Below are 15,540 nucleotides of genomic sequence, written 5' to 3'. Positions count from 1 at the left end.
TGCTATACTATATGCTGGTAAATTAGAATTACTTGTGTAGTATGCGCACATCATCACTGCTAGTTAATTCAAAAAGGAAAGGCAGCAATGACAAGAAAATATAAATCTGACAAGAAAGGTTGGTGATCCTTTTGGGCGATGACTTTAAAAATAAAGACGATTCAAAGCGAGAAATTGATGATTTTCTCCGTCAATTTGAAGAAGTACCCGCCGCTGATAAAAAAGCGGAGCATCACAACATAAATTCAAGCGAATCACACAGTGAAAAAATTGAAGATCGTTTTGATAAAATCAGCAACGATTTCGATCGAAACTACAGAAAAACAAATGATTCCGATGAATTATTTCGGAAAAACATGGCAAAACTCGAATCAGAAACAACGAGGCCTAGCCGAATGCAGCGCCTTCACGGAGATCAAAAAAGCGCAGCTTCGAATAAAATTGTAAAACCATTTTCAAAATCAACTCAAGAAAAAAGGAACTTGCAAACGCCTATTTCTTCGTTACAGCACTCTGAAAATTCCTCCGATCAGGGAAAACAAGGTTTTTTCATGCGTGTAAAATGCTTTCTTATCTCTTTATTAATAAACGCAAAAATTCTGGAACGAAATGATGAAATGCAAGATTCGGAAAGTAACATGAGGACAACAATGGGTGACTCAAAAAAGAAAAAGAAAAAATATCGAATTAACACGAAGCAGCTGTTTAAATTTCTCATTTCCGCAGGACTGGCGTTCTGCATTATTATCGCTGCTATCGTCGTTTCCATCATTGTAACGGCTCCACCGATTGACCCGGATAATATCTATGCTCTTTTATCTGAGAATTCCGTCCTTTATGATGACGAAGGAGAAATTGTAGATAGCTTAAATCAAGGGAAAGGTCTTCGTACCAACGTATCCTATAATCAGCTTCCGCCTGATCTTGTTAATGCCTTTGTATCAATAGAGGATAAAACTTTTTGGAAGCATCATGGATTTAACTTTATCCGTATCTTTGGTGCTATTTTTGAGAGCATAACACAGGGAGAAAAGATTGGTGGTACCAGTACGATTACACAGCAATTAGCTCGTAATTTATATCTCGCAGAAAGTAAATCAAAACGTTCTATGACACGTAAAATTAAGGAAGCTTATTATACGGTTTGTTTGGAGCGTAAATTGACCAAAGAACAAATTATTGAAGCGTACTTAAACACAATATTCTTAGGAAGCCACGCAAACGGGGTGCAGGCTGCATCGCAAGCATATTTTTCTAAAGATGTAGAAGACCTGACTCTTCCGGAATGCACACTATTAGCAACACTTCCGCAACTCCCAAATGCCTATGCCCCTGTCAAACAGGAAAAAAATGAAGTCTTGGATACCGAAGGTCTGGATATTTTACGCCGTGGAGAAGAATACACCGTTTGGTATAACGATTCTTTTATTCCAAGGCAACAACTCGTACTCAAGTTCATGAAAGAGCAAGGCAAAATAACACAAAACCAGTATAAGGAAGCCATTGACTATGACATTCGAGCTTCGATTAATCCAGCACAGGATAATACAAATGATATATCCTCTTATTTTGCTGATTATACCATCAAGCAAGTTCTTAAAGACTTGATTGATAAAAATGGAATGAAGGAAGCCGATGCCCGAAATCTGCTTTACAACGGCGGACTGCGCATTTATACGACGATGAATGTTAACATGCAGAAAATTGCTGAAACAGAATTTGCAAGTGCCTCAAACTTTCCAAAGGTGGTATCCTTAAATAAAGATAAATCCGGAAACGTACGTGATAAGAAAAATCGAATTCTCTTATACAGCAAATCTGCGTACTTTAACCGCGATAACAGCTTTACCATAAAGTCGGGTGAATATCAGAAAAATTCAGACGGGAGTTTGACTCTGTTAAAAGGAAACAATTTAAAATTTATTAAAACACAGGTACACAATGTCGTTGACTACAATATTGAATTTAAAAATAATCTATATACGGTTGAGGATAATATCTTTTATAGTATTGAAGGCGGAATCATTCAAGTTCCTGCGGAATATAAAAGTAGAGACGCAGACGGGAATCTTACCATATCAGCAAAATTCTTGAAAGAGCGTCCACAATTTTTCCAGTTGGACGAAAATGGGAATTTGACGATAAGCAGCGACCATTTTTCATTAAGACAAAAAATAATGCAGCCACAATCAGCAATGGTCATAATGGATAATAAAACAGGCGGTATCAAAGCAATGGTAGGCGGACGAAGTATTGAGGGAAGATTACTCTTCAATCGTACCACCGCAACCCGTCAACCAGGCTCCGCAATTAAACCGATGGCTGTATATGCTCCTGCACTCCAAAGTGCAGTTGACGGGCAGACACATTGGACTGCAGGCAGCGTGATCGATGACGCACCTCTGTACCTACAAGGAAAACTATGGCCGAAAAACTGGTATAACAGCTACCGTGGTCTTCATACACTCCGGGAATCCGTCGAGCAGTCCGTTAACGTCAATGCAGTTAAGGTTTGGATGGACATCGGTGAAAAACGTTCCTTAAACTTCTTAAAAAAATTAGGAGTTACATCTGTTGTCGAATCCGGCTCAGTTAATGATATGAATGCTGCTGCGTTAGCTTTAGGCGGTATGTCTGATGGTATTTCTCCTCTTCAAATGTGTGCGGCTTACAGTACCTTTGCAAATCAGGGAGTTTATAATGAACCGACTTGCTATACAAAAGTCACGAACAAAAAGGGCGAGATTATTTTAGAAAATAAGGCTTCTACTGAGCAAGCTATGGATCGTGGTGTAGCTTTCATTATGACAGATATTTTACGAACAACCGTAACAAATGGAATTGCAAAACGTGCCGCTATTTCGAATCAGCCGGTTGCAGGAAAAACCGGTACGACTACAGATAATTATGATGCTTGGTTCGTAGGATTTACGCCGCAATATTCTGCTTCTGTTTGGATTGGAAACGATGTAAACATTAAGTTAAGTCAAGGTAGCGCTTCTGCTACAAGACTATGGGGTAAAATCATGCAACAGGTTCATGCAAATATTCCTACCGGAACCTTCCCGACTGCTGATGATGTCATCAAAAAAGCCATAGATACCAAATCCGGCAAGCTCCCTAGTGAATACAGCTCTATGGATCCAAGAGGAACGGTAAAAAATGAATATTTTGTTTCCGGTACCGAACCAACTGAAATCGATGATGTCCATGTTCCGATTACAGTTTGCAGCAGTTCCGGCTTACTAGCAACTCCTTGGTGTCCAAATCCAGTTCATAAGGTAGCAATCAAAAGACCCGGAGGTAATGTCTCAGGTGTAGCAGATGCCATTTATGACGTTCCATCTGCTTACTGCCACCTACACAATTTAGATACTTCAAAATATCCAATTAGTAATAACGCTACAGTAGATCCTGACTTTGTTCCACCAGGCTCTTCCGAGGATGGAGAAAACGATACAGATGGTTCAACAGATGGTTCAACAGGTGGTTCAAATGAAGACAACAATCAAACAAATACCACCCCTTTACCTCCTGTTGTAACGAATACACCAAGTAATCCATCAAAGCAACCGGATTGGCTAAATTAAATTGAAATAAATTGATACAAAACAAAGAGGTTATCTCCTGATGGGTTCTACATCAAGAGATAACCTCTTTTCTATATTCTGTTACCATTCACCCTGAATGACTTCATATTTATGACTTTCGGAGAAGTCCAAGTTGTCAAAATAATTTACTCCACCACTTCCAAAGGTTGTATCGACAGGAATCCAGCTTTCTTCCTTGGAATCATAAACTTGATTCCATGCATGTTCCCCCCACTGCACACCATTAAATCCCATTCCTGTAACAAAACGAACCTTGATATCAACCGCCTGGCACATCGTGACGTAAAGGCATGCGTAATCAAAGCAAACCCCTTTTTTTTCCACATACGTTACAATCGCTCCAGAATTTATATGAGAAGAATTTTCAGATATCATTTCAGCTTTCTCTTTATCATACTGAATATTCCTTCGAACCCAATCATAGAGCAAATATGCTTTTTGTCTTTCATTTTCCTCAGTCCCAACAATTTTTCTTGCCATATCATCAATCTCAGTATTCGATTTTACTGCCTCATCCAGTGTCACCCCATTAAAATACTTTATAACCGTTTGTTTCCAATAATTTGAGTCCATGCTTCCATCCTGATTGGAAGACGTAAAATCTTCGTTCGCTTTTTTGATGGAATCGAAAACTGCAACCGGTATATTTTTAGCCAGATCTATGCTGAAAAGAGGGTTCAATATACGCTCACGCACTTGTTGATAAGCAATAGAACGATTAATATAATTAACAGCAGTCGGGTTATTTACATAATTGATATAAAAGCTCAACAACAAAGAAAATACTACAATCATACAGATCGACTTTGGTATTCCCCACGCGATACTCCATACTCGTTTCGCTTTTTCACTCATTGGCTGAACGAAGACAGAAATTTTATTTTTTAACGGATACATAATATACCGATAAAACGGAATTGCACAAAGGTCTAAAATCCATAGAATCATGTATAATAATATAAAAAATACAATGACATAAGCTACGATATCATGCTCATAACGAAACATCCAATTTTTTAAAGATGGATTTAGTTGGTACAACTTCTCGAAAAAACGGTATTCTTCATTAAAAAATATCATTCTAAAAGAATGAAATGTTAAGAGAACTCCTAATATAAATTTAAAATTATTTACCATAGACAATAGAGAATGATATATTCGGCTGCCTGATATCGGATTCAATGCACCAACCACTATGGGCATCAAAAATATTCCAATCATAATAATCGTAATCATGTTAATATCGTTAAATACAGTCATGGCAACCTCTCTTTCTCTTAATTTATAATTTGCGATAAACGCTCACTTTTTTCTATTTACGTTTATTATACATAAAAAATACAAAAACAGCCATCAGCAGAATCTACCAAAACAGAAAAGACAGGACAAAAACTACTCAATGAAGAAATTTTCTGATTTGAAATTAGAATAATACCTTCCCTCACTAACCGTGAAGCGTAAAACACAATAATCCGGGTCCGTTACTCCCTGGTGGTAATACATGGTATCGCCATCTTTCCAAATCATATTTTTGCTCTGAGCATCTTCCAATGCTTCTACTATGCCTTTTAACATAACACCACGAAAAAATCTCTTGTCGCAAAAATAGATACACGCTTTAGAATTGACCCGGTATTGTGATACACGCAATGAGGATGTATTGGTTGAAAAATAGAAAACTTTTATACCCTCTCTTTTTCGTGGTGGTAGCATTGCCTTTGTGTTTGGAAATCCATCATCATCCACAGAGCTAATAAAAGCAATTCTTTGCTTATCAATCAAGTTACCAATCGTTTTCTCCGCATCTTTTAAGATCGTATCACCTCACTATATAATCTTAGATCTTCACCTATGTCAACCATATCATGACACAATGAGAAAGTAAATTACTCACTTTTTTGTGGGTATGTTAATCTATAAATCCATTTTCACGCAGTACATCAAACATACTGTTTTCTTTCATAAAGTCAATACCAATCGTTTGCATAATCGTAATTGCTTCTAATAGTTTTTGTCCACGCCCTGTTAATGAATATTCTACTTTTAAGGGATAGCCCTCAAATGCTTTCTTTTTAATTATTCCAAAATCTTGCAACTCTTTTAGTTGCTCGATTAGCATTTTTTGGTTAATACCGTTTATTTCGCTTTCAAGTTGTGCCAGTGACCGCTTGCCTTTACCAAGCTGCCATAAAATAATAGGTTTCCATTTTCCCTTTATTATGTCATGTGTTAATTCTAATGGACAAGTATATTCATCTCGTATTTTCATGATTTCACCTCAGCGATTATAAAAGAAAAACGGCATAGCCAAAGTCGACTATGCCGTACAAAAACTTACACATTGGAGCCACACTTTACGCAGCTCCATATCCTACTCTTTTTCCTCTAGTTTACACGCATACCGTTTTTCTTATTTGTACCTACAAATGCAAAGCCAACCGAATGCCAGAACAATGCATCTTCTTCATTTGGATTCATCATTAAACTTTCTTCTTTACAGTAATCATTAATCACATATTCCATAAAATGCTTGCCGATACCACCTCTGCGGTAACTCTGGGCAATCATAAAATCTCCTACAAAATACTTTGCATTAATTTCAATTCCGTAGACTTTAGACACACTCTTCTGATATTCTTTGTCATCTAAATTATGAAGAACCGCATAACCTACCGGTATTTCTGCATCTTCATCCTTTTCAACTACCAACAACACGCTAATTGCCTCTGTCAACGGCTGATAACGTAATGTATCAAATCCGCTTGTACGCTTAATCATCGGGCTTTTACGCATTTCCAGATACTCTTCTTCATCCTTCTTTTCGTAAACTTTTACATAAAAATTTCCATTCACCTTTACTTCTTTCATCTTTTCTCCTCCTGTTTTCCAAAATTTTCTCTAAAATACTATATGCTAGTATTGTTTTATTTATCAACAATCCTTTCAGATTTATGATTCGAACAAGCTCTTCGCAAATTCCTGCGGATCAAATTCTTTTAAGTCTTCCATTCCTTCACCCACACCGATAAATTTTACCGGCATATTGTACTCATCTGAAATGGTAATGACAATACCACCCTTTGCCGTACCGTCAAGCTTTGTCAAAACAATTCCAGTTATATCGGCAATTTGCCCAAATTCTTTTGCTTGAGACACTGCATTTTTTCCAGTTGCAGCGTCTAATACAAGCAAAGTTTCTCTTTCTGCCTGTGGATACTCTCTTTCAATAACCTTATACATTTTCTCTAATTCCGTCATTAAATTTTTCTTTGTCTGCAGTCTCCCTGCCGTATCACAAATTAAGATATCAATCTCTTTTGCTTTCGCAGATTGAATCGCATCAAAAATGACAGCCGATGGGTCTGCACCTTCTTGATGCTTAATCACATTTACGCCAAGACGTTCTCCCCAAACCTCAAGCTGTTCGCTTGCAGCCGCACGAAACGTATCTGCTGCTGCGATCAGAACCGATTTCCCTTGTTTTTGAAATTTATAAGCTATCTTTGCAATGGAGGTAGTTTTTCCCACTCCGTTTACACCAATCATTAATAGAACCAACGGTGTTTTTGACGAAATCAAATGAGCTTCCTTTTTATCAATTAAAGCTTCTACAATTTTTTTAATCTGTTCCTTCACACCCTCTGCATTGTTAATCCTCAAACTTTTGATATCGCTTCGAAGCTGTTCAATGATTTTATTTGTTGTCTCCATCCCAATATCTGATGTAATCAAAACCTCTTCCAAATCGTCAAGCATTTCTTCATCAATCTCTGGACGCATAAAAATGACATCTTCTATTTTTTCCTGCAATCGTCCAAAGAAGGATTTTTTTATTCCGAACGCCATAACTCTATTCTCCCTTAAATTTTTTTCAGCTATAACTCAAAACGGTCTCCAAATCGCAACGAGATTACTTTTGATACTCCTTGCTCCGGCATAGTTACACCATACAATACATCCGCAAATTCCATTGTTGCCTTTTGATGTGTCACTAACGCGAATTGTATTTCATGAAAATTTCTTAAATACTGTGCAAAGCGGTCAATATTTGCTTCATCTAAAGCTGCTTCTACCTCATCTAATATACAAAATGGGGTTGGCTTTGCTCTTAATACTGCAAACATCAGTGCAATTGCGGTCATTGTCTTTTCTCCGCCCGACATTAAATTAATATTCTGCAATTTTTTACCTGGCGGCTGTGCTACAATCTCAATTCCGCACTCCAAGGGCCTTGTTTCATCTTCCAAACGAAGCTCCGCTGTTCCGCCTCCAAATAGCTCCTGAAACGCTTTTTCAAAATTTGCGACTATTTTATCAAAGCTATCCTTAAAATTATTTCGTATGGTTTTATCCATATCTGATATGATCTGTTTTAACGCATCTATTGCCTGCAACAGGTCAGAACGCTGCTCTGTTAAAAATTCATATCGTTCTTTAACAGTTTCATATTCTTTAATCGAACCGAGATTAACCTCTCCTAACACTTTCATACGGCTTTTAATTTCACGGCTTTCCTTTACCGCTGTATTCATAATAAATTCTTTTTTTGAAAATTCCATCGCTTGAATATAAGAAATTTCAAAGTCTTCCCAAAGCTTATCCTTAAAAGAATTTACCTGTGTTTCATTTTTTGCCAGCTTCAATTCCAAATCGTGTTTATTTGTCTGTTCCTGTAAAAGCTTCTCATCTATGGATGCTTTGATCTTCTCTGCCTCTTCTAAAGATTGAACAAGCCTTTTCTTTTCTTCTTGAAGATTGACAAGCATCTGTTCCAGTTCTAACTTTTCTTTTTCTTTGGAAGAAACCGCAGATTTCAAATCACCGCCACCCTGCTGTAACAGAGCTTTTCTTTCCTCTATACTGTGAATAGCCGCTTCTTTTGCTTCTTTCTCCTTTGTCAGCTCTTGCAAATAGTCTTCAATCTTCTGATCCATTTGCACAAAACCATTGCACTCGTTTTTTAATGTATTCACTTCAATATGCAGCTTTGTTATGTCTTCCTGCATTTTCTGCAATTCTTGTTTCTTGTCTCTGAATTTTTCTGTTTGTTCTTCAACAGAATCCTCTAAAGCAGATTTTTCCTGCTCTGCACTTGTTATAACCATGCTGAGTTCTTCAATCATCGACCTTGCAGACTGCTCTTCATTTGTTATATGCTCCAGCTCTCTGATCCAGCGGTTTTCACTGCTTTCTGCTTCAGTCAGCTGTAGAGAAACATGCTTCAATTCATTTTCGGTACGCATTGATACCATTTCCGTTTCTCTATATTCTTTTTCCTGTGTTTCTAATGCTGCTTTAGACTGATTGATACGAGCATGCAGTTCTTCTAAAGCTCTATCTCCCTGTGTTTTTTCCTGTTCCATCTTGGATAAAGCATCTTTCAATTTAACGATTTCAGTTTTTCGCTCTAATAAATTCGCCGTATTGTTGCGGTAAACACCACCTGTTATTGCACCGCTCGCATTCAATACTTCACCTTCAAGTGTAACAAATCGAAATCCACCTGAAATGCTTTTGGATAGAGCAACTGCATGTTCTAATTTTTCTACAAGGATCACTCTTCCAAGAAGATATTCCATAATTTTTTTATATTTAGGATCAAATCCGATGCAGTCTACTGCAACCCCCTTAAATCCTGTCGCATTGTTCAACCGGTCATCTCTTGCGTGGTTCCCTGCTCTTATACTGGAGAGAGGCAAGAAGGTCAAACGCCCTGCCCGATTTCTTTTAAGTGCCGAAACTGCTGCCTGTGCACTTTTTTCATCTTCACAGACAATGTTTTGCATTGCTGAGCCCAATGCCGTCTCAATCGCTGTTTCATAGCCCAGCGGCACTTCTATTAAATCAGTAATGACTCCATGGATTCCCGTTAATTCTTTGGAACGCATAATGAAGCGAACTCCATGGTTGTAACCATCATACGCCTGCTCCATTTCTTCCATCATTTTTTGGCGAGTCGTAAGCTGCCCCATTGAAATTCTTAAATCTGCAAGCTTTTGACCTAGTGTTTTTTCTCTTTGTAAATCTTCTTCATACTGGATTTTTGTCACTTGTAAGTTTTCTTTTATTTGTTTCAAATGATCCAAAGCTGCACGATTTTCAGATTGCACCTTTTCAAAAGTCTGTCTCATACCCTTATTCGAAAGAAAAGTCGTTTCCTTCTCTGTATTTAATTGTTCTTGCCTGCTTTTCAGTGTATTCAGCAGACTCAATAAGCTGTTAGACTCTGCTTTTTTACTGCTCATGATTGAATGGAGCTCGTAAATGCGATTTTTTTGCTCTTCCGCCACTGCTTCTTGTGTAGTTACCTCTGAAGAAAGCATTTCATAAGATTGTGTTTTATTATGTAATTCATCCTTATATTTCTGCCATTCTTCTTTGAGCTTATCATATTTCTGCTCGAGCTCTTTGCGGTTGACCATTTCTTTATCGGTTTTTTTATCCAAATTAAGGATTTCCTCTTTTAAACGTTCAGCGTCCTTTTCCATCGTCGATAATTTCTCATCACTTAATTGACTTTGATTTACCAGCGAATTGATTTCTTCTACCTTCTTTAAAAGCAAATCCCTTGTTTCCAACCCCTGTATTTCCAATTGTTCATTGTTCATACGGCTTTCACTCAGTTCTGCATCAACTGTCTTTTTTTTCTCTTTATCGTTCTCTATTTGAATATTTAATTCCGTCAAATCGTCTTTTAAAGATTCATTCTTCAACTCAATTGATTCAATGTTTTTTAATGTAATATTAATCTCTATTTCTTTGTATTTATCACGAAGCACCATATACTCGGATGCTTTCTCACTTTCCTCTTTTAAGGAATCAATACGGCTTTCAATTTCACCAACAATATCGTTGACACGGTCTAAATTATTTTGCGAAGATTCTAACTTACGTTCGGCTTCCGCTTTTTTACTTCTATATTTTACAATCCCAGCGGCTTCTTCAAAAATTTCTCTGCGGCTTTCGGGCTTATTGCTCACTATTTCAGAAATCTTTCCTTGTCCAATCAATGAATAGCCGTCTACTCCGATTCCGGTATCCATGATCAGCTCCCGAATATCTCGCAAACGGCAAGGATTATTATTAATCGAATATGCACTTTCTCCGGACCGATACATCCTTCTCGTTATAGCAACTTCTGCGTAATCAATGGGTAAAACGCCTGTACTATTATCAATGACAAGCGTTACTTCCGCCATCCCTCTCGACTTACGGCTTGCAGTCCCTGCAAAAATCACTTCTTCCATTTTTCCGCCTCGAAGCATTTTGGGACTTTGTTCACCCAGTACCCATCGTATGGCGTCAGAAATATTACTCTTTCCGCTTCCATTCGGGCCTACTATACATGTGATCCCCTCGTGAAATTCGATGCTTACTGGGTCAGCAAAGGATTTAAATCCATGCAGTTCAATTCGCTTAAAGTACAAAAATTAACACCCCATTTTTTTTATTGCAGCTCTCGCAGCATGCTGTTCCGCCTCTTTCTTGCTTCTCCCCTGACCATGCCCGATTATCTTTTTATTTGCAGTCAAGCAAACATAAAAGGTCTTATCATGATCTGGACCTTCCTCTTTCTCTACCTCATAAAGAATGGAAACCTCACCATTGATCTGTAATCTTTCCTGAAGCTCTGTTTTATAATCTGAATATAGTCTCCCAGCCAGTGCATCCTCTATCGTATCCCTAAAAATGTGCAAGATAAAATCTACAGCTGCCTTCCAACCTCCGTCAAGATAGACTGCACCAATCACCGCTTCCATCGCATCTGCTAAAATGGAAGTGCGTTGTCTTCCCCCACTGTTTTCTTCACCTTTACCTAAATATAAATGTTTCCCAACTCCCAATCGAGACGCACATTCCATTAAAGAACGTTCACAAACAACCAAAGAACGCAGCTTTGTCAGTTGACCTTCTTCTACCTCACTCAGACGCTGGTATAAGTAATCACTGATAACTGCATCTAAAATCGCATCTCCTAAAAACTCAAGCCGTTCATTATTATCGCTATATGCCTGCTTGCTTTCATTAATATAAGAGCTATGTGTCAATGCATTTTTTAAAAGGTGAGAATCCTTAAAGGTATGCCCAATTGTTTTCGAAAAATCAAATTCACTCACTTTGTGTTATTTCCTCCAACTCAAGTACTGAATCCTGAATCACTTCTACTACTTTATTCTCTACATATGGTATCCCTTTAATGATAGCATTTTTTACCGCATTTGCATTTGATGAACCATGAATTTTTAATAATACGCCTTTTACACCTAAAATCGGGGCTCCACCATATTCGGAATAATCAAATTCCTGTTTCATCTCATTTAAACGATTGGATAAAAGCAATGCTCCCATTTTGGAGCGCAGCCCTTGTGTAAATTTTTTCTTCATCAGCTGCAGAATGCTCCATGCCAAACCTTCCGTCAATTTTAAAATAATATTTCCCACAAAGCCGTCACAAACAATGACATCACAAACTCCATCCGGAACCTGTCTCGCTTCTACATTTCCAATAAAGTTCAAATGACTTTTGGTTAAAAGCTCATGTGCTCCTTTTAATAAGGTGGTTCCTTTTGATTCTTCTGTTCCGATATTAACTAATCCAACCTTTGGTTTTGTAATGCCAAAGACACGTTCCATATAAATGCTGCCCATTGTGGCAAATTCCAGCAAATTGGTTGGTTTGCATTCCGCATTTGCACCTGAATCCACCATCAGTGACATGCCTTTACCCAATATCGGATAAGTTGTTGCAATTGCCGGCCGGTCAATTCCAGGAATCCTGCCTAAAATAAAAAGGCCTCCTGCCATAATTGCACCCGAATTTCCTGCGGATATCAATAAATCTGCCTCTCCGTTTTTTACCATATTCAGCCCTTTTACAAGAGAAGAGTCCGTCTTTGTTCGGACCGCTTTTACAGGTGCATCTTTCATAGTAATAACATCTGATGCATGTACTATTTTGATTTGTTCTTCTTTATAAGTGTATTTTTTTAATTCATTCTGTATTTCATCTTCACGGCCAATGATATATATTTCATGCTCTATTTTTTTGCTGGCTTCCACACAACCTTTTACGATCTCAGCAGGCGCGTGGTCGCCTCCCATTCCGTCAATGGCAATTTTCATTCACTTCTACTCCTTTTCATCCAGGAAATTGTAATTCTCACAACTATAAAATATATCACAAAGCCATGTTAATTGCAATTTTCCAAAAAAAAAATGTCTAAATTCCATCATTGCCACAATGAAATAACAGCAGGCACTGATAGCATATTCTATTTAGTATACGCATTCTGTCTGCTGTTATTTTAGATTTCTATATTTATCTTATTTTACACCTTATTTTAAGAAACCTCCTCCGACATAATAAAAACAGCTCCTGTTTGCTGCAGAAGCTGTTAATTAAATTTAATAAAATAAGAATTTATGCTTCAATCTTAAGAATTGAAACCTCATAGGCTGTTTTTATGGTTACATTACCTTCTTCATCCTTTTTACGATACTCTCGACTCTGGATCCGTCCGGTAATGCAAAGCTTACTCCCGACCTCTAATTTACTTGTATATCCTGCATTTCTCCCCCATGCTATACAAGGTATGTAATCCGATTTGTTATACATTCGGTTAACGGCAAGCATGATGTCACAAATCTCTCTGCCTAAAGGAGAAACTCTGCCAATCGGCACCTTGCATACAAATCCCTCGAGAAAAACACGGTTTTCATCCTCTTTGCTTTCCTCATCAATACGAAATTCCCTTGTAAAAACAACCACATTCAGCCGATTCCTTCCCTCTGCCGCTTCATTATAGGTACGTATCTGTCCTACAATATGAGCCCTCTGTCCTACAGAAAAAGGAGTTTTCCAAATAAGGCGTTCGGATACGATTACTTGTATCTCATCCTGATAGCCACTTTTTCGTTCCACTCCCAACATAAAACAATAGAACATCTCCCCATAAGATTTATGGCTGAATACCGCATCGCTTAATATGGTCCCCAATAATTCCACACTGTTTGTCTCTAAGCCGTTTTCCACTTTTCTTCCCCCTTGTCATTTTTTATTCCGTAACGGACGATTTACTTTCCTCTGCATCACGCTTAACCTTTCCACTTTGCTCAAGAACTTGTTTTCCTGCGTGGTCAATGTGATATCCTTTTTGATAAATAATCTCTCCTACAGGAACAATTTTATATCCGTCTTCCTGTAATCTATCTAAAATAATCGGCAAATATTCCTCAACGTGTTCTGCATTGTTGTGAAACAACACAATCGATCCTGGTTTTACATTACGTGTCACTCTCTCTACGATCTGGTTTGTACTGATATTTTTCCAGTCTAAACTGTCAACATCCCACTGAATGACATGGTAACCTTCTTTTTCACAGGTTTCGATTACATTGTTGTTATAAGAACCAAAAGGAGGGCGGAAAAGCACAGGTCTGCTTCCTGTTATTTTCTCTACTTTACCCGCTAAATCGGAAAGCTCCTCTTTCATCTGTTCCTCAGAAAGCTTTGCCATATCCGGATGTGTAGATGAATGATTTCCAATCTCATGTCCATTTTTCGCGATCTCTGCGACATCGTCCGGATATTTATCAACCCAAAGACTGACTAGAAAAAAGGTTGTCTTGACTTGATGCTCTTTTAATATCTCTAAGATCGGCTTTGTATGCTCGTTCCCCCAAGAAGCGTCAAAACTGATCGCCACCTTTTTTTCGGAGGTATCCACTGAATAAATCGGCAATTGACGATCTACCCCGATTGCAACCGGAAAATGAAAAACGGATACGGAAACTGCTGCCATGACTATAATTAGCCCGCATAATAAGAAAGCCAGCTTAGGGAATTTTGATAATACCCTCATAATATTACATTCCTTTCTAAAAGCTTCTATTGCATTCTATTCTGTTTTTACTCAGCTTATGCAAAGAAAACTGCAAAGCACTTTTTCCTATTAATTTTTTGTGGTACACTGTGTGTATAAAATATCTTCCAATTATCAAGGAGATGAAATATGAAGCTATTTACCATAAGAAATGAAAAAGAAGAATTTGTTGCAGTTCTAAAAAAAGACCAGAAAACATTGATCCCAATTTCTGCATTGGGACTTTCTCATAAAGATATGAATCAATTTATTACAGATGCTACCGAAGATGAATTTTCTATGCTGAAAGAATCCATTTCTTTGGATTTTCTGCCAGAAAACGTATCCGAAAACTGTATTGCACTTTCCGATGCAGCCATTTGCGCACCCATACCAAAGCCGAATCAAGACGTGATCTGCCTTGGTATCAACTATATGGCTCATGCAGAAGAATCCGCACGTTACAAGGCGGAAGCCTTCGGAGGCGAACGCTCGTATCCTATTTACTTCTCAAAACGGGTAAATCAAGCCATCGGAACCGAATGTGCAATCTCATCTCACAGCAGCATCGTTGATAGTTTGGATTATGAAGCAGAGCTGTCTGTCATTATCGGAAAAAATGCTTTTCAGATCAAAAAAGAAGACGCCTATGATTACGTCTTTGGTTATACGATTATTAACGATGTCAGCGCAAGAAATCTGCAAACACGGCACAAGCAATGGTACTTTGGAAAAAGTTTGGATGGTTTTCTGCCTATGGGTCCATGCATTACCACTTCGGATGAAATCATTTCGCCGCCCAATTTAAAAATCTGTTCCCGTGTAAACGGAGAACTGCGTCAAAACAGCTCAACCGCCGCCTTAATCTTTGATATCGCCTATGTCATTCACGAACTGTCCCAAGGAATGACCTTAAAGGCTGGCACAGTGATTGCTATGGGAACACCAGCAGGTGTCGGAATGGGCTTTCAGCCTCCAAAATGGCTGCACCCCGGTGATGTCGTTGAATGCGAAATTGAAAAAATAGGAATTTTAAAAAATACAATAAAATAATATAAGAAACAGGA

12 protein-coding genes are annotated in these 15,540 nt (G+C 38.0%); 2 read left to right on the top strand and 10 right to left on the bottom strand.

Annotated elements, in window-relative coordinates:
- Positions 1–131: 131 nt before the first annotated feature.
- A complete protein-coding gene (locus tag U5921_RS10820; RefSeq protein ID WP_324823237.1) occupies positions 132–3,590 on the top strand; it encodes a PBP1A family penicillin-binding protein in 3,459 nt (1,152 codons plus the stop codon).
- An 81-nt stretch (positions 3,591–3,671) separates the two neighbouring features.
- Here U5921_RS10820 and U5921_RS10815 read toward each other — a convergent pair whose 3' ends face one another.
- The 10 genes from U5921_RS10815 to U5921_RS10770 all read right to left on the bottom strand — a co-directional run bounded on the left by U5921_RS10815 (position 3,672) and on the right by U5921_RS10770 (position 14,473).
- The gene (locus U5921_RS10815) at positions 3,672–4,871 is read right to left on the bottom strand and encodes a transglutaminase-like domain-containing protein (RefSeq protein WP_324823235.1); all 1,200 of its coding nucleotides are present in this window, start codon (positions 4,869–4,871) and stop codon (positions 3,672–3,674) included.
- A gap of 132 nt (positions 4,872–5,003) precedes the next feature.
- On the bottom strand, positions 5,004–5,426 hold the full coding sequence (locus U5921_RS10810) for a pyridoxamine 5'-phosphate oxidase family protein (RefSeq protein ID WP_324825987.1): 423 nt from the start codon (positions 5,424–5,426) through the stop codon (positions 5,004–5,006).
- Positions 5,427–5,520: 94 nt separating this feature from the next.
- Complete coding sequence (locus tag U5921_RS10805) at positions 5,521–5,880, bottom strand: helix-turn-helix domain-containing protein (RefSeq protein ID WP_324823233.1); 360 nt, start codon at positions 5,878–5,880, stop codon at positions 5,521–5,523.
- Between the two features lie 116 nt (positions 5,881–5,996).
- Complete coding sequence (locus tag U5921_RS10800) at positions 5,997–6,479, bottom strand: GNAT family N-acetyltransferase (RefSeq protein WP_324823231.1); 483 nt, start codon at positions 6,477–6,479, stop codon at positions 5,997–5,999.
- Positions 6,480–6,560: 81 nt separating this feature from the next.
- Positions 6,561–7,457 carry a signal recognition particle-docking protein FtsY gene (gene ftsY, locus U5921_RS10795; RefSeq protein WP_324823229.1) on the bottom strand — a complete coding sequence of 299 codons (897 nt, stop codon included), beginning with the start codon at positions 7,455–7,457 and terminating at the stop codon, positions 6,561–6,563.
- 29 nt (positions 7,458–7,486) lie between these two features.
- Positions 7,487–11,038 (bottom strand): chromosome segregation protein SMC, encoded by a 3,552-nt coding sequence (smc, locus tag U5921_RS10790; protein ID WP_324823227.1) that lies wholly within the window; start codon positions 11,036–11,038, stop codon positions 7,487–7,489.
- A gap of 3 nt (positions 11,039–11,041) precedes the next feature.
- Complete coding sequence (rnc, locus tag U5921_RS10785) at positions 11,042–11,728, bottom strand: ribonuclease III (protein ID WP_324823225.1); 687 nt, start codon at positions 11,726–11,728, stop codon at positions 11,042–11,044.
- Positions 11,721–12,734: a phosphate acyltransferase PlsX gene (plsX, locus tag U5921_RS10780; RefSeq protein WP_324823223.1), complete on the bottom strand. Its 1,014-nt coding sequence runs from the start codon at positions 12,732–12,734 to the stop codon at positions 11,721–11,723. The genes rnc and plsX overlap by 8 nt, the downstream gene beginning before the upstream one ends.
- A 298-nt stretch (positions 12,735–13,032) precedes the next feature.
- Positions 13,033–13,644, bottom strand: coding sequence for a single-stranded DNA-binding protein (locus U5921_RS10775; protein ID WP_324823221.1), 612 nt, complete (start codon positions 13,642–13,644; stop codon positions 13,033–13,035).
- Between the two features lie 22 nt (positions 13,645–13,666).
- Entirely contained in the window at positions 13,667–14,473 is an 807-nt protein-coding gene (locus U5921_RS10770) for a polysaccharide deacetylase family protein (protein WP_324823219.1), read from the bottom strand.
- A 150-nt stretch (positions 14,474–14,623) separates the two neighbouring features.
- Here U5921_RS10770 and U5921_RS10765 point away from each other — a divergent pair, with 150 nt between their 5' ends.
- Positions 14,624–15,526 (top strand): fumarylacetoacetate hydrolase family protein, encoded by a 903-nt coding sequence (locus tag U5921_RS10765; protein ID WP_324823217.1) that lies wholly within the window; start codon positions 14,624–14,626, stop codon positions 15,524–15,526.
- Positions 15,527–15,540: the final 14 nt, after the last annotated feature.

The organism is Sinanaerobacter sp. ZZT-01 (genome assembly GCF_035621135.1).
In the GTDB taxonomy this organism is placed as follows: domain Bacteria; phylum Bacillota; class Clostridia; order Peptostreptococcales; family Anaerovoracaceae; genus IOR16.
Note: the sequence above shows the minus strand (reverse complement) of the source record. Positions and strands in the feature narration are given on the sequence as shown.